The 20,928-nt window shown below is 70.9% G+C and carries 19 protein-coding genes; 6 read left to right on the plus strand and 13 right to left on the minus strand.

Annotation, left to right across the window (positions count from 1 at the left end; all coding sequences use genetic code 11):
- Positions 1 to 28: 28 nt before the first annotated feature.
- Positions 29 to 2,614: a fibronectin type III domain-containing protein gene (locus ACFTQE_RS16335; RefSeq protein WP_376926061.1), complete on the minus strand. Its 2,586-nt coding sequence runs from the start codon at positions 2,612 to 2,614 to the stop codon at positions 29 to 31.
- 197 nt (positions 2,615 to 2,811) lie between these two features.
- Between ACFTQE_RS16335 and ACFTQE_RS16340 the strand changes: the two genes are divergently transcribed.
- Positions 2,812 to 3,111, plus strand: a complete 300-nt coding sequence (locus ACFTQE_RS16340; RefSeq protein ID WP_376926062.1) for a DUF1905 domain-containing protein — start codon at positions 2,812 to 2,814, stop codon at positions 3,109 to 3,111.
- Positions 3,112 to 3,120: 9 nt separating this feature from the next.
- Here the strand turns inward: ACFTQE_RS16340 and ACFTQE_RS16345 are convergent, their stop codons facing one another.
- Together ACFTQE_RS16345 and ACFTQE_RS16350 are read right to left on the minus strand one after the other, a co-directional pair.
- The gene (locus tag ACFTQE_RS16345; RefSeq protein ID WP_376926063.1) at positions 3,121 to 4,002 is read right to left on the minus strand and encodes an alpha/beta fold hydrolase; all 882 of its coding nucleotides are present in this window, start codon (positions 4,000 to 4,002) and stop codon (positions 3,121 to 3,123) included.
- A gap of 61 nt (positions 4,003 to 4,063) precedes the next feature.
- Positions 4,064 to 4,441: a PLDc N-terminal domain-containing protein gene (locus ACFTQE_RS16350; protein WP_376926064.1), complete on the minus strand. Its 378-nt coding sequence runs from the start codon at positions 4,439 to 4,441 to the stop codon at positions 4,064 to 4,066.
- A gap of 200 nt (positions 4,442 to 4,641) precedes the next feature.
- Here ACFTQE_RS16350 and ACFTQE_RS16355 point away from each other — a divergent pair, with 200 nt between their 5' ends.
- The gene (locus tag ACFTQE_RS16355; RefSeq protein WP_376926065.1) at positions 4,642 to 6,555 is read left to right on the plus strand and encodes a choice-of-anchor A family protein; all 1,914 of its coding nucleotides are present in this window, start codon (positions 4,642 to 4,644) and stop codon (positions 6,553 to 6,555) included.
- A 72-nt stretch (positions 6,556 to 6,627) separates the two neighbouring features.
- Here ACFTQE_RS16355 and ACFTQE_RS16360 read toward each other — a convergent pair whose 3' ends face one another.
- Positions 6,628 to 7,503, minus strand: a complete 876-nt coding sequence (locus ACFTQE_RS16360) for an LLM class flavin-dependent oxidoreductase (RefSeq protein WP_376926066.1) — start codon at positions 7,501 to 7,503, stop codon at positions 6,628 to 6,630.
- 82 nt (positions 7,504 to 7,585) lie between these two features.
- On the opposite strand from ACFTQE_RS16360, the gene ACFTQE_RS16365 reads away from it, so the two are divergent.
- Positions 7,586 to 7,945, plus strand: a complete 360-nt coding sequence (locus tag ACFTQE_RS16365; RefSeq protein ID WP_376926067.1) for a hypothetical protein — start codon at positions 7,586 to 7,588, stop codon at positions 7,943 to 7,945.
- 115 nt (positions 7,946 to 8,060) lie between these two features.
- Positions 8,061 to 8,351 (plus strand): DUF4287 domain-containing protein, encoded by a 291-nt coding sequence (locus tag ACFTQE_RS16370; protein WP_375838208.1) that lies wholly within the window; start codon positions 8,061 to 8,063, stop codon positions 8,349 to 8,351.
- 35 nt (positions 8,352 to 8,386) lie between these two features.
- On the opposite strand, the gene ACFTQE_RS16375 is transcribed toward ACFTQE_RS16370, so the two are convergent.
- The 9 genes from ACFTQE_RS16375 to ACFTQE_RS16415 form a co-directional block, all read right to left on the minus strand.
- Positions 8,387 to 9,064, minus strand: coding sequence for an NUDIX hydrolase (locus tag ACFTQE_RS16375; RefSeq protein WP_376926068.1), 678 nt, complete (start codon positions 9,062 to 9,064; stop codon positions 8,387 to 8,389).
- Positions 9,065 to 9,089: 25 nt separating this feature from the next.
- Positions 9,090 to 9,500, minus strand: coding sequence for a hypothetical protein (locus ACFTQE_RS16380; RefSeq protein WP_376926069.1), 411 nt, complete (start codon positions 9,498 to 9,500; stop codon positions 9,090 to 9,092).
- A gap of 42 nt (positions 9,501 to 9,542) precedes the next feature.
- Entirely contained in the window at positions 9,543 to 10,403 is an 861-nt protein-coding gene (locus ACFTQE_RS16385) for a CPBP family intramembrane glutamic endopeptidase (RefSeq protein ID WP_376926070.1), read from the minus strand.
- A gap of 2 nt (positions 10,404 to 10,405) precedes the next feature.
- Positions 10,406 to 11,209, minus strand: coding sequence for a CPBP family intramembrane glutamic endopeptidase (locus ACFTQE_RS16390; RefSeq protein ID WP_376926071.1), 804 nt, complete (start codon positions 11,207 to 11,209; stop codon positions 10,406 to 10,408).
- A 110-nt stretch (positions 11,210 to 11,319) separates the two neighbouring features.
- The gene (locus ACFTQE_RS16395; protein ID WP_376926072.1) at positions 11,320 to 14,394 is read right to left on the minus strand and encodes a sugar-binding protein; all 3,075 of its coding nucleotides are present in this window, start codon (positions 14,392 to 14,394) and stop codon (positions 11,320 to 11,322) included.
- Positions 14,395 to 14,530: 136 nt separating this feature from the next.
- Positions 14,531 to 15,349, minus strand: a complete 819-nt coding sequence (locus ACFTQE_RS16400; RefSeq protein ID WP_375838204.1) for a carbohydrate ABC transporter permease — start codon at positions 15,347 to 15,349, stop codon at positions 14,531 to 14,533.
- A complete protein-coding gene (locus ACFTQE_RS16405; protein WP_376926073.1) occupies positions 15,346 to 16,251 on the minus strand; it encodes a carbohydrate ABC transporter permease in 906 nt (301 codons plus the stop codon). Before ACFTQE_RS16405 ends, ACFTQE_RS16400 begins: the two co-directional genes overlap by 4 nt.
- The gene (locus tag ACFTQE_RS16410; protein WP_376926074.1) at positions 16,244 to 17,599 is read right to left on the minus strand and encodes an ABC transporter substrate-binding protein; all 1,356 of its coding nucleotides are present in this window, start codon (positions 17,597 to 17,599) and stop codon (positions 16,244 to 16,246) included. Before ACFTQE_RS16410 ends, ACFTQE_RS16405 begins: the two co-directional genes overlap by 8 nt.
- Positions 17,596 to 18,690 (minus strand): carbohydrate kinase family protein, encoded by a 1,095-nt coding sequence (locus ACFTQE_RS16415; protein WP_376926075.1) that lies wholly within the window; start codon positions 18,688 to 18,690, stop codon positions 17,596 to 17,598. Before ACFTQE_RS16415 ends, ACFTQE_RS16410 begins: the two co-directional genes overlap by 4 nt.
- Before the next feature lie 117 nt (positions 18,691 to 18,807).
- Between ACFTQE_RS16415 and ACFTQE_RS16420 the strand changes: the two genes are divergently transcribed.
- Together ACFTQE_RS16420 and ACFTQE_RS16425 are read left to right on the plus strand one after the other, a co-directional pair.
- Entirely contained in the window at positions 18,808 to 19,557 is a 750-nt protein-coding gene (locus ACFTQE_RS16420) for a DeoR/GlpR family DNA-binding transcription regulator (protein WP_375838200.1), read from the plus strand.
- Positions 19,554 to 20,882 carry a 6-phospho-beta-glucosidase gene (locus tag ACFTQE_RS16425; protein ID WP_376926076.1) on the plus strand — a complete coding sequence of 443 codons (1,329 nt, stop codon included), beginning with the start codon at positions 19,554 to 19,556 and terminating at the stop codon, positions 20,880 to 20,882. The genes ACFTQE_RS16420 and ACFTQE_RS16425 overlap by 4 nt, the downstream gene beginning before the upstream one ends.
- The last annotated feature ends 46 nt before the right edge of the window (positions 20,883 to 20,928 follow it).

A 20,928-nucleotide genomic window follows, 5' to 3' on the forward strand; every position in this document is an offset into this window, starting at 1 on the left:
GATGCCGCGGCATCCGCTCGCCCGTCGGCTATGCCTGCGTCGTCGTGTCGGCTGCGAGGCGACGACGGCGCAGGGCGATCGCCGAGACGATCGCGCCGAGCGCGAGCAGCACGCCGGCCGCCCACAGCGCAGCGGATGCCTCGGCGCCCGTGCTCGCGAGGTCGCCCTCGGCGGTGCTCGCGCCTCCGCCGCCGGTACCGCTGCCGCCGGTCGGGGCGGCGTTCACCTGCACCGGCGCCCAGCCGATGAGCTGTCCGTCTGCCGCCTGCACCACGAGCCGGTGCTCGCCGGGCGCGGTGGCCGCCGGGACGACGGTCGTAAACTCGCCGACGGCGTCGGCCGTTGCTGCGCCCAGCTGGGTCGGCTCCGAGTAGAGCCACGCCCAGACCTCCGTGCCCGCCTTCTCCTCGCCGAGGCCGACGGTGAACGGCACGCCCACGGTCACGTTCGCCGGAACGGTGACGTCGCCGCGCGTGTCATCGGTCAGCTCGGCGGGGTCGACCGGCTCCGGAGCGGTGCCGGGCTCGGGGTCGACGGGTGCTTCGATGCCGGCCTCGGTGACCCATTTGCGCCCGTCGTCCCGCTTCGTCACCGTGAACTCGTCGTACACGGCGCCGACCGGCAGGTCGGTCGTCGCGGACGCGGTCTTCTCGGCGAGGTACGAGCGGTAGACGAGGGTGTCGTTCGAGACGTCGATCACCTGGTAGGTCGTGACGCCCGCTCCCCGCAGCACCTGCGTGGCGTTGTTGTTCGTCCACACGTTCTTCTCGTCGGTCTCGAGGTCGTAGTGCTTGGCGCCCGAGTTCGAGACGATGTAGACCGGTCCGTCGGTGATGCCGGGGGTCTCGGTGACGTCGTCGTTGTTGTAGCCGCGAGCGTAGGTGTGGTCGTGACCCATCATGACGAGATCGATGTCGTGCTTCTCGAAGATCGGCACCCAGTACTCGCGCAGCACGGGCTCGTCGCGCCCCTCCGACGCCGAGTAGACGGGCTGGTGGAACGTCACGACGTTCCACTTCGACGGGCTCGACTCGAGCACGTAGTCGAGCCAGGCCGCCTGGAACTCGGTCCAGAGCCGGGCGACCTTCGTCGACGGGCAGTCGGCGCCCGCGCAGCCGGGCAGCACATCGGGCGTGAGGAAGGTCGTGTCGCGGGTCGCGTTCAGCGTGATGAAGCGCAGGTCCTGGTAGTCGGTGAAGTACACGGTCTCGGCCGCGAACTGGGTCCAGTGCTCGAAGTACGCGGCGTACTGCTTCGCGACATCCGTGTCGCCGACGGCGAGGTCGGCGAGGTCGCCCGTGGTCGCCGTGGTCGGGTTGTTGTGCGGGTACTCGAAGTTCGCCTTCCACGACTTCAGCAGCTTGTCGCCCGAGTACTCGTGGTTGCCGGGGGCGGCCATGACGTTCGTGGTCGCCGCCGAGGTCTCCATGCCCTTGAACCAGTTGAGCCACTCGGTCTCGTTGCTGCCGGTGTTGATGAGGTCGCCGGCGTGCACCGACCCGATCGAGTCGGGCGCCGTGGCCTCGGCCTGCCGCACGACCGACGGCCACGTGGTGTCGAGGCCGATCTGCGCGTCGCCGTAGTAGACGAACTGGAAGTCGCTGTCGTTCGGGTCGGCCGTCGTGAACTCGTGCCACTCGCTCCAGGCCCCCTCGAGCCCGACTCGGTAGGAGTACGCGGTCGCCGGAGCGAGCGCGTCCACGGTCGCCGAGAAGTGCTGCTTCGGGTTGCCGTTGACGGTGCCGGCCGAGTAGGCGTCGACGGTGCGGATGTCGCCGCCCGCCGCCGGGCGGATCTGCACCTGGCCGCTCGTGTGCGAGACGTCGCCCGCGAGCCACGAGAACGACTGCGAGGTCGTCGGCGTCTCGGTCGGCGTCATGATCACGCGCGTCGGCGGCACCGCGACCGGCACGCCGGGCTCGCTCGCCGGCAGCAGCCGGAGGGAGGTCATGTCGAGGTAGATGTCCGAGCTCGTCGCACGATCCTGGTAGAGCGCGATCGCCACGGTGTTCGTACCGTCGACGAGCACGTCGCCGTCGACCTCGAAGTGGCCGGGTGCCGGGTCGGAGGCGCCCGATCCGGCGTACTCCACGTTGGTCGTCTCGGTCACGCGGTCGGCGTCGAAGCCGGCGACGCGTTCGCCGTTGATCCAGACCACCGCGCCGTCGTCGTAGACGAGGTCGCCCACGACCCCGCCCACCTCGTCGGAGACGCCGGCCGCGAGATCGAAGGTCGTGCGGAAGAAGAAGGTCGGCACGTCGGGTGCCGCCGTGCCGTCGAGGTACTGGTTCAGCAGCGTCTTCGGCGTCTGCGGGCCGACGGGCGCGAGCTTGCCGCCCTTGGCGCCGAAGCTGCCCTGCGCCGACTTCCAGGCGCTGTCGTCGAATCCCGTCGTGGTCCAGACGCGGAGCGGCGTCGCGCCGCGCGCGGGGTCGCTGCCGTCATCGAGGTACTTCCAGGTGGTCGCGCCGGTCGAGATCACCGGGTCGGTGGGCACATCGCTGGCGGCGAGCGCCGGGGCGGGCGCCGCGAGCACGCCGGCGAGCATGGCGAGCAGCGCGGTCGACACCGCACCCCGCCTCCCCCAGCGCGTCGCGTTCTTCGTCGTGGTCATGTGATTCCTTCGTTGCGGGGTCGGTGCGGGCACGCTCGCGCGCGGCCCTCGTTCGCCGGTTCGGCGGTCGAGGGTCGCGCGTCGAGTCCCTCCGTCATGCAATCGGGCACGGATGTCCCGGAGCTGGCCTCGAGGCGACCGGGAGGTGAACCGAGTGCGCCGGCAGGCTTGTCGCCCGCGAGCCGTATCCTGAACCGGTGGAGCTGACCTTCGCGGGCGAGATCTGGTTCTGGCGCGGTCCGGCGCCGTGGCACTTCGTGACGGTGCCCGACGACGAGAGCGCCGCCATCGAGGCCATCGGCGCGATCGTGACCTACGGCTGGGGCATGATCCCGGTCACCGTGCAGATCGGCGGCAGCGAGTGGGCCACCTCGCTGTGGCCGAAGGACGGCGGGTACATCGTGCCGGTCAAGGCGTGGGTGCGTGCCGCCGAGCGACTCGAGGTCGGCGACGCGGTCGAGGTGCGGGTGACCATCGCCGTTCGCCCGCCCGCGTGACCGCGGGGCTCAGCCCGCGGCCACGACCGAATCGGGCAGCTCGGACGCGTCGGAGCCCAGGAATCCGTCGACCGCCGCGGTGAACGCCGCGGCGTCGTCGAGCCACGGGAAGTGGCCGGCTTCGCGCTGCACCACGAGTTCGGCGCCGGGCAGCAGCGCCGCCATCTCGGCGACCATCGCGGGCGGCGAGTTGAGGTCGGTCTCGCCCGCGACGAGCAGCGCGCGACCCGCGAAGTCGGCGAGCGCCGCCCTGGTGGCCACCGGATCGAACGCTCCGTCGGCGGCGAAGACCGCGGCCGCCTCATCGTTGCGACCGCGCTCGTCGTCGGCTCGATGCGCCTGCGCCGCAGCGTCCCATCGCCCGTAGATGAACGGGTCGATCGCCTGCCAGTCTTCACCGTCGCCGGCCACGATGGCCTCCAGCGCGGCGAACGCGTCGGCGAACCACGGCTCCGCCGACCTGAGCCGCGCGACCGAGAGGCGCATCTCGGCGGTCACGGTCAGGTCGAGTGCGGCAGCGCTCGGGGTGACGAGCACGAGCCGATCGATCTGCTGCGGGTACCGGGCCGCGTACATGACGGCGATGTTGGTGCCGGCCGAGTGGGCGAGCACGTCGAGCCGGTCGAAGGCGAGGTGCTCGCGGAGTGCCTCGAGATCGTCGACGAGTCGATCGCACCGATACGACGACAGGTCGGACGGTACGCCGGAGGCTCCCGTGCCCCGAGGGTCGAACAGGATCAGGCGCCGGTGCGCGGAGAGCCCGCCGAGGTCGCCCAGATAGCGGGAGTCGTGCATGGGGCCCCCGGGAACGCAGACGAGCGGTCGCGCCGCCCCGTCTCCGTGCTCGTGGAAGGCGAGTTCGGTTCCGTCGAACGCTGCGAAGGTGGGCATCCGTTCGATACTCGCAGCTCCCGGCGTCGCCCGGAGGAGTTCTCCACAGGCCGCGGGCTCGCTACCGGGCAGCGTCGCCGTCGGCTTCGCGCTTCAGGCGATCGAGCTCCGCACGGCGCTGGTAGTACTCGATCTCGCGGTCGAGGTCGGCGAGCTGCTGCTCGGTCGTGCTCGGCTGCGGCACCGGCGGCAGCTGCGAGCGCGACCCCTGGGCGCCCCGCTGCGCGAGGAGCGAGCCGATGCCCTCTGACGCGGCGGCCCCGCCGTACTCCCGGCCGAGCAGGAACCACAGCAGCGTGCCGATGAGCGGCAGGAGGATGACGAGGAGGATCCAGCCGAACTTCGGCAGGTGCCGCACCTGCCAGTCGTCGCGCATGATGATGTCGATCAACGCGATCACCATCGCGGCGAGCAGGATCACGGGGAAGACGGCGAGCATGGCCGACAGCCTAGGGGCGACGACGCCTCGAAGGCGAGGCCCGACGCAGAACTCCGCCCATCTCGGCGAGCTGCGCGCACGGCCCAACCTGAGAGAAAGCCAAGAGTCCTTACTTTCAGCGTCATGACCGTATCGATGCGACATCTCTTCCAGTGAGGCGGAACCCGTCGTCTCGAATCCTTCGATCCCCCCGGAGACCCGTGAACACCCGAACTTCCGCGCGCCTGCGCGCCCGCTCCCCCCTGCGCTCGGTCGTCGCCGCGGCCGCCGCGACCGGTCTGGCCCTCGCCGGCGCGGTCGCACTCGCTGCCGCGCCGGCCTCGGCCGCCCCGGCCTCAGCCGCCACCGCTGCACCGACCGCGGCCGCGGCGGCCCCCGCGCCGTACTGCCCGCCGCCCGGCGAGATGCCGGGCATCGGCAACGTGCCGGCCTACACCGACTCGAACGTCGCGGTCTTCGCGGGCGGCGACTACCTCGCGACCGGCAGCTCCGCCGAATCCGAGGGGCTCCTGCTCGTGCACGGCGACGCCGTGTTCGACAAGGCGAACGGCGGCGTGTTCAACGTCGGCACCGTCGGCGTCGGCTCGGGCATCGTGCCCCCGGGCGGCTCGACCATGCTCGCGGTCGGCGGCGACATCACGGTGCGCCCGACCACGAGCGTGCATGTCGGAGCGAACCTCGACGGCGGCGGCGCGGTCGCCGCTGGCGGATCGGCCACCGGCAGTTTCGACACGAACGGCGCCACCCTCACGCTCGACCTCGGACGGGCCGCCGCGATGGCCCCGAACGCGGACTTCCAGTCGGTCGTCACCGACACCGCCACGACCCTCGGCGCGCTCCCCGCGACGGGCACGACCTCGATCGCGTTCGGGCGTGCGACCTTCACGGGCACTCCCGGCGAGGCGATGCAGGTCTTCGACGTCGACGGTGCCGCGCTGGCGTCGATCGTCGAGGTCTCCTTCGAGGGCATCCCGGCAGGCGTCCCGATCCTCGTCAACGTCTCGGGCGGCACCGTCTCGTTCGCGCCGAACTACTTCCTGCTGAACGGCGAGCGGGTCGACGCCTTCTCGAGCCCGAACTTCGGCAACGCGGCGTCCCGCATCCTCTGGAACGTCACCGATGCCACGTCGCTGCTGCTCGGCGGCTCGAGCCAGTTCATGGGGTCGGTGCTCGCACCCACCGCGACCACCGAGGTCACGGCGAGCACGAACGGCCGGCTCCACGTCGGAGGCGACCTGCGCTACTCGGGGGTCGGCAACGAGCACCACAACTACCCCTGGACCGGCGGCGGTTCGCTCGGCTGCGGCGGCGGCTTCAGCGCCGCGAAGCTCGTGACCGGCGGCGGTGCGTCGATGGTGCCGGCCGACACGATCTTCACCCTCGCCTACGAGTACGAGCTCGCCGGGGGCCCGGTCGCCGGCACGCTGGCACTGCGCGCCGACGGCACCGTCGCGAACGGACCGCAGGGCCTCCCCGCCGGAACGGTCGTGCGCCTCAGCGAGGTCGACCTGCCGGCAGTTCCGGGTGTGGAGTGGGGCGCAGCGACGATCAGCCCCGACGTCGTCACCATCGCCTCCGGCGAGGTCGTGCACGTCACGGTCACCAACACGGCGAACTCCAACTCGCCGAGCGCGGTCGGCGGCTTCTCGGTCGCGAAGGCGCTCGGCGGCGAGGCATCCGCCCTCGTTCCCGATGACACCGAGTACACCGTGCAGTACCGGTACGAACTCGACGGCGAGTCGGTCACCGGCAAGCTGACCGTGCGCGCCGACGGCGTCGCGGTCGACGGCCCGCAGGGCCTGCCCGTCGGCACCGTCGTCGAGTTCACCGAGATCGACCTGCCCGAGATCGACGGCGTCGAGTGGGGCACTCCCGTGTTCAGCCCCGAGACGGTGACGGTCGCCGACGGTGCTTCGGCCCGCGTGACGGTCACCAACACGGCGACGGATGCCCCGGTCGTGCCGACCCCGATCGGCCCCGCTCCCGGAACGCCGGGCAGCGAGACGGGACTCGCGAGCACCGGCGTGCAGGCCATCGTGCCGGTGCTCGTCGCGGCGATCCTCGTCGCGGCCGGCGTCACGGCCCTGGTCGTGCGACGCCGACGCACCGCCTGATCCCCCACGGATGCCTCGGGGCTCGTCGGCCCCGAGGCTTCCGCCCTCGCCGTCGCGAGGAGTCGGAATCGCTCAGCGCGCGATGAGCCCCGCGACCTCGCCGACGCCGCGCATGAACCCCTCGAGGTCGGGCTCGTCGGAGGTCGGCTGCAGCACGACCGCGTCGACTCCCGCGGCGAAGAACCGCTCGGCGACCGCGGCGACCTCCGCAATGTCGCCCACCGCGGCGGTGCGCTGGTCTTCGGGCATGTTCCACTGCGTGAGTTCGTGCGCGACGCGCGTCTCGGCCTCGCCGCCGCCGAACGCCGCCATGAGGTAGACGACCGCTTCGCTGCGCCCGTCGCGGCCCGCAGCTGCGCGGCCGGCCGCGATCGCGGCGACGGCCTCGGCAGCGCGCTCGGCCGTGGTGCCTCCGGTGAGCACGGTGCCGTCGGCGACCTCGCCGGTGAGGTGCAGGGTCTTCGGCCCCTCGCCCGCCGCGTAGACGAGCGGCATCTCGGCCGGCGGCCAGTCGAGCTTCACCCGGTCGAGCTTGACGTAGCGGCCGTCGGCGGAGACCTCCTCGCCGGCGAGCAGCTGCCGCAGCGCCGGCACATACTCGCGCATGAGCGTGAGCGGCGACGCCACGCGGCTGCCGGTCTGCGCCATCCAGCGCTGCACGCCGTGGCCGACGCCCGGCAGCAGGCGACCGGGGAACATGCGCGCGAGCGTCGCGATCTCCATGGCGGTGACCGCCACGTTGCGGAGCGGCATCGGTGCGACGCCGACGCCCACGCGGAGTCGCTCGGTCCAGGCGAGCGCAGCAGCGGCCGACGCGAACGCCGACTGCTGGAAGCAGTCCTCCCACAGCCAGAGCTCGGGCACTCCCCCGGCCTCGGCCGCCTCGACGGCCGAACGCAGCCGCTCGGGTGGGAATGCGGGCTGGAAGATCGCTCCGATTCGTCGCATGCCCTCACTCTGGCAGCACCCGCCGACGCCAGCATCCGCCGACGCCACGAGCCGCACTCCGCGCATCGGGCATGATGGGCGCATGAGCGAATCCGCACCGACCACCGCCCAGGGCTCGACGACGAACTTCCGCCTCCTCGGGGTGATCTCGTTCGTCATCGGCGCCGGCGCCGTGCTCGTGACCCGATTGCTCGGACTCGCCGCGCCGCTGCTGATCAGCACCGGGCTGCCGGCGGCGTACGAGCTCATCAGCGGATTGGGGCTGCTCGCCAACGTGCTCTCGCTCGTGCTCGGAATCGCGGCACTGGTGCTCGGCGCGCTCGTGCTCCTGCGTCGCGGCGCGCCGAAGGGCTTCGCGGCCGCGGGCGCGGCCCTCGGCGGCGCCGAGGTGCTGAGCGCGTTCATCGGGTTCGGCCAGGCCGCGTACTACTCGTTCCTCTGATCGACGCGTTCGCCTGACCTTTCGGCCCACATCGAAACACTGGCGAGCGGATGCCCCGGCACCCGAGTCTGTTCGAGGGGATGCCGGGTGGCATCCGTGAGGGGAACGGAACCAGATGTCATTCCAGGCCTACCTCGACAACATCGAGCAGAAGACCGGGCTCACGCCGCGGCAGTTCGTCGAGCTCGCGACCGAGAAGGGCTTCGGCGAGGGCACGAAGGCGACCCCCATCGTCGCGTGGCTGAAGGAGGACTACGGCCTCGGGCAGGGGCACGCGATGGCGCTCGTGCACGTCATCACGAAGGGTCCGCAGATCAGCACCAAGCACGTCGGCACCGACGGCGCGCACCGCGACGCCACCGACACGCTCTGGCTCGACGGGGCGGCGACGAACCCCAACGGGTAGCCGGCGTACGCGACCCGGTGGCGCGCGCCCGGGGCCTACAGGTCGTCGGGTTCGACGATGCGATCGTGGTTCCACGGCTCCGCCCAGCGGAGTTCATCGAACATGCGCGAGAGCACGAGCGCGGTGAACCCCCACACGATGCGGCCACTCACGGTGAAGGCCGGCGATCGATACGCGCGGCCGCTGAAGACATGCTCGGTGTTCGCCCGGTTCGCCCGGTCGAGCATCTCGCCGACCGGCACCCGGAACACCTCGACCGACTCGTCGTGATCGACGGCGGCCACCTCCGACGGGCGCGTCCACCACGCGGGCACGGGCGTGACGAGGTGGTTGCTCACGGGCACCGGCATCGGCGGCAGCGTGCCGAGCGGTTCGATGCCGTCGACGTCGACCCCGGTCTCCTCGCGGGCCTCGCGCACCGCGCCGGCCACCGGCCCGGCGTCGGATGCCTCGAGCCGGCCGCCCGGGAAGGCGATCTGCCCGGCGTGGCTGCCGAGGGTCGCCGCACGGCGCAGCAGCAGCACGTCGAGATCGCGCGGCACCGTTCCCCCGGTGTCGCTCGGCACCGCGTCGAGCACCCCGAAGAGCACGAGCACGGCGGCCGGTCGGAGGGCCGAGACATCCGCTCGGTTCTTCGGCAGCTCGGGGTGCCACTCGAGGCCGCGCTCGCACAGGGCGATGAGCTCGGCACGTGCATCGGCGGCTACGGGCATGACCCCACCCTACGGGCCGCCGACGTCAGCGCCGCGGCTCGGCGGTCGACCAGATCGCCAGCGCCACGAGCAACGGCTGGAAGAGCAGGCGGATGCCGCGCGCCCGATCGGAATCGAGGCCGAATGCGGCCCGCTTCCCGGTGAACTGCGCGATGTTGCCCGGGAACACCGCGACGAAGAACGTCGCGACGATCCAGCCGATGCGCCGTCGCTCGCGGGGCAGCGCGACGAGCGCCGCGCCGAGCCCGATCTCGACGGCGCCCGATGCCACGACGACGCCATCGGCGTCCATCGGCACCCACGACGGCACTTGCGACCGGAATTCCTTGCGCGCCCAGAAGAGATGGCTCACCCCGGCGAAGACCAGACCCGCGGCGAGCGCGATTCGCGCGATCGTGCGGGGCGTGGTGCTCGTGGGAACGTCGCTGCGTGCCATGTCCGCCTCCGGCCCGATGTGTACGCCCACCCTACGGCGTCGCTAGACGGTCGAGGCCCCCTGCTCGGCCCGCCGCCGCTTCCGCTCCGTGGCGTCGTCGCGTGCGAAGACGACGATCACCGCGATCAGGAGCCCCCAGAGCACGAACTGCGTGGTCGCGATGACGGGAGTGGAGTCGAAGCTCGACGCGTGGCCGCTCGCGGCATCCGTTCCGCCCGCTTGCGCGTAGAGCGAGAAGTCGGTGAGCGCGTGCACGGCGATCGGCACCCACAGGGTGCCCGTCGCGCGGAAGGCGGCGTAGTACAGCGCGCCGTCGACGGCGGTCGCTCCCACCTGGAACGCGATGGTGCCGGCGGGCACGCCGTGCAGCATGCTGCCGAGCGAGTGGCTGAGCCCGAACAGCAGCGAGGTGACGAGCAGCGCGACGAGCTCGCCGTGGTGCGAGCGGAGGCTCACGCGCAGGATGCCGCGATAGAAGAGCTCTTCGCCGAGGCCGATCATCGCGCACCCGACGAGGAGCAGCAGCACGAACCAGCCGGAGCGCTCGCCCCATGGCATTCCGACGAGCCCGAGCAGGGGGTTGATGAGCAGGAGCAGCGGGATCGCGAGCATCCAGAGCCGACGCGGCGGCGAGGCGTACTCGGCCTGCTGCGACCAGATGTCGCCCCACCAGCCCGACAGCCTGGCGAACGCGAGCCCCGCGGCGATCGCGATCGGCAGCGGCACGAGGTGCGACAGCGCGAACTCGCCCTCGACCGAAGCGGGCTGCACGAGCAGGTCGAGGAGGTTCGCGAGGCCGGCCGCGAGCAGCACGTAGACCACCACGGCGACGAGGCCGACCCAGAAGGTGCGACGAATGCGATCGCCCGTCGTCGATGCGGGAGCCGGGGAGGGTCGGATCATCGTCAGGCCGCGACCGCGCCGGCGGTGACCATCGCGACGGTGATGAGCACCCAGTCGTTGATGATGTGCGCGCCCGCGGAGACCCACAGGTTCTTCGTGCGGATGAACGCGAGCGTGAGCGCGATGCGGGCCGAGCCGATCACGATGATCGCCTGCGCCCAGTTCCAGTCGTAGGTCGGCAGGTGCGCAGCACCGAACCAGACCGCCGAGATGATCCAGGCGAGCACGATCGCCGTCTTGCGCGAGACGCCCGCCTTCGTGAAGAGGAAGTACATGAGGGCGAGGAACGGCAGCACGACGAAGAGCTCTTCACCGACGAGTTGGATGCCGCTGCCCACGTAGAGCGCGACCGTGTCGACGACGCCGCCCGATCCCGCGTCCTCGATGACGGAGTTCGGCGCCATCTGGAAGAGCAGTGACACGAGGCCGCCCACCACGGCGGTGATCGCGATGTTGAGCGCGGCGAAGAAGAACATGGCGCCGACGTCGGCGAGACGCACCCGGCGGAAGATCGCCGTCCAGGCCCGGCCGGCGACGAGGGCGAGCACCGCGAGGGGAATCGCGACGAAGAGCGCTCGCGGCAGCAGCGCGCCGAGGTTGTCGGCCGTCGGGATGAAGAGCAGCGCGGCGAAGCCCGCCGCGACCGCGAGCCACACGATGATCCACTTGACCGCCGAGAGCTCGACCGGCACCCCGTTGTAGTACGGGAAGTCGGCACCGTCGCGGCGCTCGATCAGGCGGCCGAAGCGGTCGGTCCCAGCGAGCGGGCGCAGGTTGCCGGTGGAGGTGAAGCTCTCGGTCGTCATGCGGCAATTCTGACAGAGCGCTGGCGGCGGGCAGGGCCTCGGCGCGGCGAGCGCCCGACCCTCGAGAGGAGGGCCGGGCGCTCACTGCGGGGCTCGGTGCGAGCCGGGACTCAGCCCTTGCCCGGGCGCGTCGCCTCGATCGGGAAGCTCCACGCGTTCACCCCGTCACCGGCCGCCGCATCGCCCGAGGGCTGCTCGGCGTACGAGACGAGGATCTGCGCGTCCTTCGCGAGCGCCGAGCGGATGCTCGCATCGATCGGCACCGTCAGCTTGCCCTTGCCGGCATCGACCTCCTGCTCGAACGACGCCAGGAGCCGGCCGCTCATGTCGGGAGCCCACGGCGGCGCCGCGCCATCCGACGGCGAGCAGGCCTCGAAGCCGTACACGTCACCGGCGCAGCTCGAGGTCCACACCGGGATGAACGACGTGTCGCCCTTCCACAGGAACACGCGGACCGTGCCGGCCTCGCCCGAACGGTACGAGAGGCTGATCTTCTTCTGCTGGATCTTCACATCGGAGATCGACATCGCATCACTCGGCTGCACGCCCGAGATCGTGCCGCCGCGTGTCGCCGACTGCGCGACCGTCTGGGGCGACTGCACTCCCTGGAGGGCGGTGTCGGGGATGATCGGCTCCGCCGATTCGGTCGACCGGTCAGCCGGGGGCGCGTACCCGTCGAGGTACGCGTGACCCCATCGATACGGCTCCGACTGCTGGCTGCCGAACGCCGACCACGCGGTACGGGTCTGCCCGATGAAGTTCTGCGTGTCGGAGTCGTACGGCGTGACGTTCATCCCGAGGTACTGCGGATCGACGTCGTTCAGTGCCGCGTCGCCCTGCGGCACCGTGCTCGTCGGGCCGACCGCCGCCGGAAGCCCGGAGAGCGGCACCTTCACCTCGATGTCGTACCCGCCGCCGGCGTAGGTGCCGTCGGCCTGGCGCACGACCTGCACCGCGACCTCGACGCCCTCGGCGTTCAGGCCGCCTTCGACCGTCTCGGCGAGCGGGCCGGTCGAGAAGCCCTGGTGGTTGTCGGCGTCACGGGACCAGCACGGACCGTTCGCCCCGTTGCCGTTCGTGCCCTCGGCGTCGTCGGTGAACGGGAACATGCCGAGCTTGAACGTCGACGAGGTGTCGAGCGAGTCGCCGCGCGGATCGAGCAGCAGTTCCACCGAGTCGACCAGCCAGTGGCCGAAGCAGCGGTCGGGCGTCGAAGCGGCGCTGGCCACGTCGTCGGTCACGTGGATCTGCGCGTACAGCGCGTCGTCGTACCAGCCGAGACGCGCGAGACCGCCGTCGCCGCAGTCGACGCCGTCGGCGGCGCACTCGGCGCCCTCCCAGCGCGTGCCCACGTCGATCGGCTGACCGGTGTAGAGCTCGTCGGCGGTTCCGTCGATCGTCGGTGCCGCACCCAGCTGCGGGATCACCACGGTCGGCACGAGGTAGACCGTCTCGCTCTCGGTCGAGACGCCCGCACCGGAGGTGGTCGTCGCCGTGAACGTCTCCGTCCTGCTGCCGGGATCGGCCGGGTCGGCGTGGGTGACGACGAACGGGACGGTGGTCGTCTCGCCGGGTGCGAGGTCGGCGAACGGCTTGCTGGCCGCGTCGACGGTGAAGCCCGCCGGGACCGCCAGGTCGACCGTGCCCGATTCGGCGGCGGCGCTGCGGTTGGCCACCTCGACCGGCACGGTCACCGTCTCGCCGGCGCCGACCTGTGCGACGGCCTTCGAGCGACCGCCGACGTAGGCGTCGTTGTCCTGCGTCCACTGCTCGTACTCGGCCGCGGTGCCCCAGCGTTCGAAGCGGCCCTCGACCGGTGCGACGAGCTCGATGCGCGTGTCGTTGTAGGCGGTGACGCCGTCGCCGGCGAACTCCGCCGCGAGCTTGTAGACGGCCGGTGCCGCGTCGCTCGCGGGCGTGACGGTGAACGTCGCCTGCGTGGCATCCGCGTCGTCGATACCGTCGACCTCGACCGGTTCGGAGACCTGCCAGCCGGCGGGCACGACGAGGCTCACCGTGCCGCCGCCGAGCGCTCCGTCACCGGAGCGCAGCGTGACCGTCGTGGTGAACGGCTCGCCTGCGGCCTCGAAGTACTCCTCGGCGTCGAGCGAGAACTCGGAGCCGAGCGGCATGCCGCCCGGGTCGGCGACCACGGCGCCGTAGAGCACGGCGTCGTCGTTCGCCGAGGCCGGCGATGAGTTCGGCTGCATCGGCACGATCGACTCCGAGACGCCGTAGCGCTGGCAGGTCGGGTCGACGAGCGCCGTCTGCATGGTGCGCGCCTGCGTCGGGTGTGCACGGCCGCCCTCGCGGCCGACCTGCGCCCACGTCTTCGCGGATCCGGCGGCCTGACCGGCGACGTTGCCGTCGGCCCAGACGTACGGCGACTCGTAGCCCGTCCAGGTGCCGACGACCGTGAAGGGGTTCGACGCGGCCGGCACGAAGCCCGCGTTGCAGTTGGCTGCGGCGGTGCCACCGGTGCCCGTGGTGAGCCCGCCTGCGAGGATCTTCTTCACCTGCCACGGGTCGACGGCGCCGACGCCCGTGAGCTGCTCGGGGAACCGGCCGGGGTCGGCGGCGGCTGCCGCGGCCTCCCAGATCATGCGCCCCTGCGCGTACTGGTGGTTGCCGTGGCCCGCCGCGAGCGACGGCGTGCTGCCGACGAGGATCTCGGGCCGGGTCTCGCGGATGATCCGCACGGTGCGGCTCAGGGTCTCCTCGGCGTCCCAGACCTTCGCGGTCAGCGGGGCGGAGGTGTTGTAGAAGAAGTCGACGCGGTCGAGGTTGAAGATGTCGACGGTGCCGGATCGGATGTGCGAGGTGCGGTCCTCGTTCTCGCGGCGGATGCCGAGGTCGGGGCCGGCCTCGGGGCCGACGGAGTTCGATCCGCCCTCGCCTCTCGTGGCCATGATGATGCCGCACCGCACGCCGTAGAGGTCGTTCCAGACGCCGCACGGCGTGGTGAACCCGGCGTCGTCGTCGGGGTGGGCCCAGATGCCCATGATGTCGATCTTCTCGCGGTCGGTCTCGGTGGCGATCGACGGGTCTCCGACCTCGAACTTCAGCGCCGCATCCGGCGGCCCCGAATTGCCGTTGCCCATCGTCGCGGCGACGGCTGTGCCCTGGCCCATGAGTGCGGCGACGGCGATCAGCGAAGTGAGCAGGATTGCGTGATGACGTTTCATGCGGTCCTCCGTTGGACGCTCGAGACGACGGACTGCCGCCCCGATCCCCCTCAAGCTAGGGCAGGTTCGCTCGCGTTGCAAGCATCTTCATTCAGAATCACGCAAAACCGAGTGCACGCAATTGCGCGCTCTTCGATCACTCGCGCACGGCGCCCTCGATCATGCCCTTGATGAAGTGCCGCTGCAGGAACACGTAGAGCAGCACGACGGGCAATGCGACCATGACCGCGCCCGCGGCGAGCAGCGCCGTGCCCTGCGTGTACTGGCCCTGGAAGAACGCGAGCCCGAGCGGCGCGGTGCGGACCGCCCCGTTGGGCGACATCACGAGCGGGATGAGGAACTCGTTCCAGGTCCACATGAAGACGAGCAGCACGAGGGTGAGGATCGCGGGCCGCCCGATCGGCACGAGCACCTGCCAGAGGATGCGCATCGAGTTCGCCCCGTCGAGGCGGGCTGCCTCGATGAGCGCCGTGCTCGAGGTGCGGAAGTACGTGCGCATCCAGTACGTGCCGAAGGCGATCGACATCGCGATCTGCGGCAGCGCGACGCCCCAGACGGTGTTCGTCAGCCCCAGCACGCGAAGGTCGAAGTAGAGCGGCACGATGAAGGCCTCGGTCGGCACCATGATGCCGAGGAGGAAGACGTAGAAGACGAGCGTGGCCCCGCGGAAGCGCATGGTGCCGAGCGCGTATCCGGCGAGGATCGACGCGAGCACCGAGACGACGACGACGATCGTCGCGACGACCACCGAGGTGAGCATGTACTGGCCGAACCGGCCGATCTCCCACGCCTCGGGGAAGTTCTCGGGGTGGAACGCACCGCCCTCACGGGCTGCCGAGGCATCCTTCGGACCGAACGCCATGGTGACGATCACGCCGATGGGCCCGAGCACCACGAGCGCGAAGCCGATGAGCACGAGGTAGTTCGCGCCCCGTTCGATCGGGGAGACCTTCATTTCCTGTCTCCGATCATGTTGACGACGCCGTTGATGGCGAAGACGATGATGGTCAGCACGATGCCGACGGCGGTGGCGACGCCGACATCCCCGAGTTGGAACGCACGGCGGTAGATCTCGTAGCTCGGCACCGTCGTCGACGTGCCGGGGCCTCCGCTCGTCGTCACGTAGACGAGGTCGAAGGTCTTCAGTGCGGCGACGATCGTGAGCGTGAGCGCGACCGTGATCTCCCCGCGAACGGTCGGCAGGGTGATCGCGAAGAACTCGCGGAAGGGGCCGGAACCGTCGAGCCGGGCCGCCTCGTACAGCTCGCGCGGCACGCGGCTCATGCCGGCCATCAGCAGCACCGTGACGAGGCCGGTGCACACCCAGGTGCCGATGAGCCCGACCGCGGGCAGGGTGAACGTGTAGTCGCCGAGCCACGGCCGGGTCAGCGAATCGAGGCCGATGAGTCGGAGGAATCCATTGAGCGGGCCGTCGGGGGCGTAGATCTGGCGCCAGGTCACGGCGACCACGACCATGGCGATCACCTGCGGCAGGAAGATGACGCTGCGGAAGAAGCCGAGCCCCCGCACCTGCGAGCGGGTGAGCAGCGCGGCGAGCACGAGGCCGATGGCGAGGGGCAGCACCGCGTAGAAGAACACGAGCACGAGGGCGTGCCAGAACGCCTCGCGAAGCCGCTCGTCGAAGAGGATCTCGACGTAGTTGTCGAGGCCGACGAACGTCGACTCCCCCAGCCCGTCCCACTCGAAGAGGGAGTACTGGGCGGCCCGTCCGAGCGGGAAGAGCAGGAATGCGCCGTAGATGAGCAGGGCCGGTGCGAGGTACGCCCACGCGACCCAGCCCGATCGGGCGGAACGCCGAGAGGCGCTCCGCCCGACCGTGGTGGTGCCGTCAGCCATTGCTTGCGACGAACTCCGAGTAGTCGGCTTCCAGGGTCTCCGTGAACTGCTCCGGAGTCGACTGGCCTGCCAGCAGGTCCTGCAGCGCCTGACCCATGGTGTCGCCGAAGGTCGGCGTCGCGTAGTCGAGGTACGGCAGGAGGCTGCCGTCGCCCGTGACGTTGCCGAACACCGTGAACACGTCGGCCAGCACGCCCGACTTCGGAGCGAGCTCCGCGGTGCGGTTCACGGGCAGGTTGCCCGTCTCGGCCAGCACGTCCATCGCCTCGTCGCTCGTGATGAAGTCGAGGTAGGCCGCCGCGACGTCGGTGTTGTCGGCCGCCGAGGTGATCGTGAAGGGCAGGCCGGTGCCGCCCGTGGTCGCCGGCGTGCCGTCGCCCGTGTTCGGGATGAAGAACCCGACGTCGTCGCCCATCGCGTCGCCGAGGTCGGCCGCGAGCCACGAACCGCCGATGAGGAACACGCCGTCGCCGCCGGCGAGCGCCTGCCACGCCGCGTCGTAGTCGGTGCCGTTCACGCCGTCGTTGAAGTAGCCGGCGTCGACCCAGCCCTGCAGCGCAGTCGCGGCCTCGACGTTCTCGGGCGTGGTCCAGCTCTGGCCGGCGTTGCCGAGCCCGAGGTCGGTGATGACCTCGGCGTCGACGTAGTCGCCCTGCAGCGGTCCGAACACGTGGAGGGCCGGCCACTTCTCGATGTTGCCGAGCTGCATCGGGGTCTCCCCGGCCGCCTTCGCCGCCTTCAGCGCCGCATCGAACTCGGTCCAATCGGTCGGCACCTCGAGGCCGAGGCCCTCGAGCTTGCTCTTGGAGTAGAAGATGCCGACGACCTCGCCGACCTGCGGGAGGCCGTAGAGGCTGCCGTCGCCGAAGACCTTCGCGTCGTCGCTGTAGGTCGAGTACTGCAGCACCGACGACGAGAAGCGGTCGCCCCAGCCGTATGCCTCGGCGTAGTCGTCGAGCGGGCGCAGCTGGTCGGCCGCGACGAACTGGCCCATGGTGTTGCGGCCGTTGTTGGCCTGCACGACGTCGGGTGCGTCGGCGTCGGTGAGGGCGAGGCGGAGCGTCGTCGCGAGGTCGTCGAACGACTGCGAGTTCCGATCGATGGTCACGTTCGGGTACTTCTCCATGAACGCGGCGTTCAGCTGCTCCATCTGCTCGTTCTGGCCGCCGCGCACCTCCTGGTCCCAGACGGTGAGCGTGACATCGCCGACGCCGGAGATGTCGGTGCTGATCTCGCCCGAGCTCTCGTTGCCGCCCGTGCTCCCGGTTCCCGGCGCACAGCCCGCGAGGGCGAGGATGAGCGCGGCACCTCCCAGTGCTGCTGCATTCAGTCGGATGTTTCGCTTCATGATGTACCTCTCTTGTCGGGGAACGATCGCCGGGCTGCTGTGGCTCGGTAGTCGGCGAAGGGGAACATGGATTCCGACCTGCGGCGACCGGGGGTCTCGGGGAGCACGTCGTCGAGGAACGAGAACCGCGCGACGAGCTCGCGATCGCCGCCGCGCGTGCGCGCCCACCAGTCGGCGAGGTCGCCCCAGCCGGGCGCCGCGAGCGCTCCGCCGGGGTGCTCGACGGCGAGGGCGGCGCACAGCGCGGCGAACGAGAGGCGCTGGTCGAGCGGCCATTCGCGCAGCGTGCCGAGCACGAGTGCCGCACCGAACACGTCGCCCGCGCCCGTCGCGTCGCGCGCGTCCGCCGGCACCGCGGGCACCGTCACCTCCTCGCCGCTCGCGGAGTCGATCGCGACGGCTCCGTCGCCGCCCCGGGTCACCACGACGAGCGGCACCCGGTCGGCGAGGGCGCGCGCGGCCGCGACGGCGGACTCCGTGCGCGTGTACGCCATCGCCTCCGACTCGTTCGGCGTGAAGGCGAAGCAGTCGGCGAGCGGCTGCAGGTCGGCGACATCCCAGCGCTCGGAGGAGTCCCACCCGATGTCGGCGAAGATCTTGGTGCCCGCGCGGGCCGCCGTTCGCCACCAGGCGTCGTCGGCGCGGGCACCGCGCGACATCGCGCCCAGGTCGGCGAAGGTCGCGCGGGCGACCCGGTCGCCGACCAGTGCTCCGGCCGGAACCGGCGACGCCGCCTCGCGCGTGATCATGCTGCGGTCGCCGCCAGATGCGATCGAGACGGTGACGGGCGTGGGCCAGTCGGGTACGAGTTGCGACGAGGCCAGGTCGATGCCCTCGTGGTCGGCGAGGAACTCCCAGCACCAGCGTCCGTAGACGTCGTCGCCGAGCGCCGCGGCGAGCGCGGTGCCGAGCCCGAGACGGGCGGTCGCGACGGCGAGGTTGGCGACGCCGCCGGGGCTGCTCGCCAGCGCCTCCGCGTGCACCTCGGTGCCCGGCCGCGGCGCCGCGTTCAGCTCGGTGAAGATCAGATCGAAGAAGACCGGCCCGGTCAGCAGCACATCGACGACGACGTCGGCAGCGCGTTCCGTCACGGATCCTCCTTGAGTGCGATCGCGTGAACGATCGTCGATGACCTTTGACTGAACATACTCTCGAATGAACGCTCTTGCGTCAATTCGTGCTCGAAGTTGACTGCTACGCTCTTCCACATGCTCACAGCAACGCGACAGGCGCACATCCTGAATTCCCTGCGCACTGACGGCGAAGTCACCGTCGAAGAGCTCGCCGAGCAGTTCGGCGTCTCGCTCTCGACCATCCGCCGTGACCTCAACACCCTCAGTGCCGAGGGCCTGCTCCGACGCGTGCGCGGCGGCGGCAGCATCGAGCCCGACCAGATCCCGTTCACCGACGTCGAACGACAGCACCACCCCGAGAAGTCGCGCATCGCCGAGAAGGCTGCCGAACTCGTGGCCGAGGGCGACGTCGTCATCATCGACATCGGCACGACGACCGCGCTGCTCGCCCGCCAGCTGCGCGGCCGGCGCATCACGGTCATCACCGCGAGCCTCGCGGTCATCGACGAGTTGCGAGACGACGACGTGGTCGAGCTCATCGTGCTCGGCGGCGCCGTGCGCAAGAACTACAACTCGATGATCGGCACCCTGACCGAGCAGGCGCTCGCGCAGATCCGGGCGACCACGTGCTTCCTCGGCACGAGCGGCATCCGGGCGAACGGCACCATCTCCGACACGACGGGCATGGAGGTTCCGATCAAGCTCGCGATGATCGAGTCCTCGCAGCGCACCGTCGTGCTCGCCGACGCCTCGAAGTTCCCGGGCGTCGGGGTGCTCAGCGTCTGCGGCCCCGAGCAGATCTCGGCGATCGTCACCAATGACGACGCGGATGCCGCGACGCTCGAGCTCCTTCGCGAGGCCGGTGTCGAGGTGATGGTCGCGTGAAGCTCACCATCATCGGGGGCGGCGGCTTCCGCGTCCCCCAGGTCTTCGAAGCCGTCTCGGCCGACCACGCACCCGTGCGCATCGACGAGCTGAGCCTCTACGACGTCTCCGAATCCCGGTTGCAGACGATCGGCGCGATCCTCGCCGGCCTCGCCCGCGAGAAGCGCCACGTCCCGACCATCACGCTGACGACCGACCTCGAAGAGGCACTCCGCGGCGCCGACTTCGTCTTCAGCGCGGTGCGCATCGGCGGCACGCGCGGCCGCATCCTCGACGAGAAGACGGCGCTCGACCTCGGCGTGCTCGGCCAGGAGACGGTCGGACCCGGCGGGCTCGCGTACGCGCTCCGCACGGTGCCGTTCATGACGCGTCTCGCCGAGACCATCCGCGATGTCGCGCCCGACGCCTGGGTGATCAACTTCACGAACCCGGCCGGCATCGTCACCGAAGCCATGCAGCGCGTGCTCGGCGATCGCGTCGTCGGCATCTGCGACACCCCGATCGGGCTCATCCGTCGCGCCGCCACGGCGGTCAGCGGGGCCCCCGACTCCATCGCCTTCGACTACGTGGGCCTGAACCACCTCGGGTGGCTCCGCTCGATGACGACCGGCGGCGAAGACCTCCTGCCGCGACTGCTCGAATCCGACCGGGCCCTCGAGCGCATCGAAGAGGCCCGACTCATGGGCTTCGACTGGGTGCGCGCGCTCGGAGCGCTGCCGAACGAGTACCTCTACTACTACTACTTCACGCGCGAGGCGACCGAACGCATCCGCTCGGCGTCGTCGACCCGCGGCGAGTTCCTCGACCGGCAGCAGTCGGCGTTCTACGAGGCCCCCGGCGACGACCCGCTCGCGACGTGGCTGAACGCCCGGCACGAGCGCGAGTCGAGCTACATGGCCGAGAGCCGCCCCGCCGATGAGGAGCGCCTCGAGTCCGACGTCGACGGGGGCGGGTACCACGAGGTCGCGCTCGACCTCATGGCCGCGCTCGCCACCGGCCGGTCGTCGACGATGATCCTCAACGTCCGCAACAACGCCCTCGTACCGCAGCTGCCCGAGGACGCGGTGGTCGAAGTCGGCTGCGTCGTCGACGGCGACGGCGTGCACCCGTGGCCGATCGCACCGGTCTCGGGCGAGATGCTGGGCCTCATGACCCAGGTGAAGTCCGCAGAGCGGCTGATCATCAGCGCCGTGCACGAGGAGTCCCGCGAGCAGGCCTGGCGCGCGTTCGCGGCGCATCCGCTCGTCGACTCGGTCGGCGTCGCGCGCTCGCTGCTCGACCGGTACCGCGAGAACTTCCCCGAGATCGGCGCACTGCTGCCCTGATCGCGGCAGCGCCGTCGCGCACGAGAGCGGGTCGCCCCTGAGGGGC

The organism is Agromyces sp. NPDC056965 (assembly GCF_042673425.1).
In the GTDB taxonomy this organism is placed as follows: domain Bacteria; phylum Actinomycetota; class Actinomycetes; order Actinomycetales; family Microbacteriaceae; genus Agromyces.